This window comes from Streptomyces avidinii, assembly GCF_014650695.1.
Classification (GTDB): domain Bacteria; phylum Actinomycetota; class Actinomycetes; order Streptomycetales; family Streptomycetaceae; genus Streptomyces; species Streptomyces avidinii.
The window spans coordinates 1-2,595 of record NZ_BMVL01000048.1 but is presented as its reverse complement, the minus strand read 5'-3'; the positions used below and the strand labels follow the sequence as shown (position 1 = coordinate 2,595).

General features: G+C 73.1%; 2 protein-coding genes. Both read left to right on the top strand.

Annotated features, from left to right (window positions below):
- The coding region (locus IE257_RS37655) for a phosphopantetheine-binding protein (protein WP_229920912.1) at positions 1-791 on the top strand (791 nt) is incomplete at its 5' end.
- A 45-nt stretch (positions 792-836) separates the two neighbouring features.
- Positions 837-2,595 (top strand): type I polyketide synthase (locus IE257_RS37650; protein ID WP_189974623.1); only part of this gene is annotated, 1,759 nt, incomplete at its 3' end.

The window sequence follows — 2,595 nt, the reverse complement described above, 5'->3', positions numbered from 1 at the left end:
TCGCCTGGGGATTCTGGGCCCAACGCAGCGGCATGACCGGCCACCTGGCCGACGAGGAAGTGGAGCGCATGTCCCGGGCGGGCATGCGTCCGCTGGAGGACGCGGAGGGGCTCGCCCTGTTCGACGCCGCCTGCGCGGCCGACGTACCGCTGCAGGTGATCACCCGGCTGACCCCGGCGGCGCTGAAGGGGGATCCGGACCGGGTGCCCCACCTGTTCCGCGGGCTGGTGCGGAGCACGTCCCGCCGGGTGGTGCGGGCGGGGAACGACGGTGCCGAGCTGTCGACGCGGCTGGCCGCGCTGCCGGCCGCCGAACGCCACCGCAGGCTGCTGGACGTCGTCCGCTCGAACGCGGCGACCGTACTGGGACACGCCTCGGCCGAAGCCGTCGCGCCGGACCGGTCGTTCAACGAGCTCGGCTTCGACTCGCTGACCGCCGTGGAGTTCCGCAACCGGCTCGGCACGGCCACCGGTCTGCGGCTGCCGGCCACGCTCGTCTTCGAGCACCCGACCCCCGATGCGCTGGCCGGGTACCTGCTCGCGGAGCTCGCCCCCGCGGGGATCTCCGACGTGGAGGCGGCGCTGTCCGACGTGGATGCGCTGGAAGCCGCCCTCGCCGCGATCGCGGCGGACGACGGCGACCGCGACCGCGTCACACGCAGGCTGCGCGGGCTGCTGTCCAAGTGGAGCGCCGGGGACGCCGAGCCGGCTTCGGCCCACGGCCTCGACGATCTCGACACCGCCTCCACCGACGACCTCTTCGACGCGATCGACCAGGGCTTCGGGCTCTGACCCACCCCTGGTCGACCGGGAACACACCATCAAGGAGCACTGACCATGTCCGACGAGGACAAGTTCCGCGACTACCTCAAGCGGGCCGTCGCCGAGGCCCGCGGACTTCAGCAACGGCTGCGCGAGGTCGAGGACAAGGCCCGCGAGCCGATCGCGATCGTCGGCATGGCCTGCCGCTACCCGGGCGGGGCGGAGACCCCCGAGGCGCTGTGGCAGCTGGTGTCCGAGGGAACGGACGCGGTTTCGGGCTTCCCCGAGGACCGCGGCTGGGACCTGGACCGGCTGTACCGCACCGACGCCGGGGAGTCGGGCGCCTCGACCACCCTGGAGGGAGGGTTCCTGCACGGGGCGGGCGACTTCGACCCCGACTTCTTCGGGATCTCCCCGGTCGAGGCCACCGCCACGGACCCCCAGCAGCGGCTGCTGCTGGAGACGTCGTGGGAGGCGCTGGAGCGCGCCGGAGTGGACCCCCGGGGCCTGCGCGGCAGTGCCACCGGCGTGTTCTTCGGCGGTACCGGCGGTGACTTCGCCGGCCTGCTGGGCGCCTCGTCGATGGCGTCCGACGGCTACATGCTGACCGGTACCTCCAGCAGTGTCCTGTCCGGCCGGGTCGCCTACGTGCTCGGGCTGGAGGGACCGGCGGTCACCATCGACACCGCCTGCTCCTCCTCCCTGGTGTCCATGCACCTGGCGGTGCAGGCCCTGCGGAAGGACGAGATCTCGCTGGCGCTGGCCGGCGGCGTCTCCGTACTGTCCACCCCCGGCGCCTTCCCCGAGTTCTCCCGTCAGGGCGGACTGGCCTCGAACGGCCGCTGCAAGGCGTTCTCCTCGGACGCGGACGGCACCGGCTGGGGCGAGGGCGTCGGCGTCGTCGTCCTGCAGAGGCTGTCCGACGCCCAGCGCGACGGAAACCGGGTACTGGCCGTGCTGCGGGAGACCGGTATCAACCAGGACGGAGCCAGCAACGGCTTGACCGCGCCGAGCGGGCCCGCGCAGCGCCGCCTCATCCTGCGGACGCTCGACGGTGCGGGACTGTCCACGGCAGACGTGGACATGGTGGAGGCGCACGGTACGGGCACGACGCTGGGCGACCCGATCGAGGCGCGGGCCCTGCTGGCCACCTACGGCCAGGACCGCCCGGCGGACGAGCCCCTGTGGCTCGGCTCCGTCAAGTCCAACATCGGCCACACCCAGTACGCCGCCGGAGTCAGTGGTGTGATCAAGACGGTCATGGCGCTACGGCACGGCGTCATGCCGAAGACCCTGCACGTGTCCGAGCCGACCCCGCACGTCGACTGGTCCGGAGGCGCGGTGCGCCTGCTCACGGAGAGCCGTGCCTGGCCGGACCGGGGCCGCCCCCGACGCGCCGCCGTCTCCTCCTTCGGGGTCAGTGGCACCAACGCCCACGTGATCCTGGAGCAGGCTCCGGAAGCCGCCCCGGAGGCCGCGGGTGAGGAGGCCGGTCCCGGAACGGCTCTGCCGTCGACGCCGTGGGTGGTCTCCGGTCGCAACGAGGCCGCGCTGCGTGCCCAGGCGCGGCGGCTGCTGGACCACCTCACGGAGTACCCGGCGCTGAGCCCTGCGGATGTGGGTCTGTCGCTGGCGGGCACGCGTTCGGCGTTCGAGCACCGGGCCGTGGTCCTGGGCGGTGACCGGGAGGCGCTCGTCGCGGGACTGCGGTCGGTCGCGGAGGGCGAGGACGGCACCGGTGTGGTGTCCGGCCGCGCCTCCGGCAGTGGTGTGGTGTTCGTGTTCCCGGGTCAGGGTTCGCAGTGGGTCGGTATGGGCCGGGAGTTGTGGGATT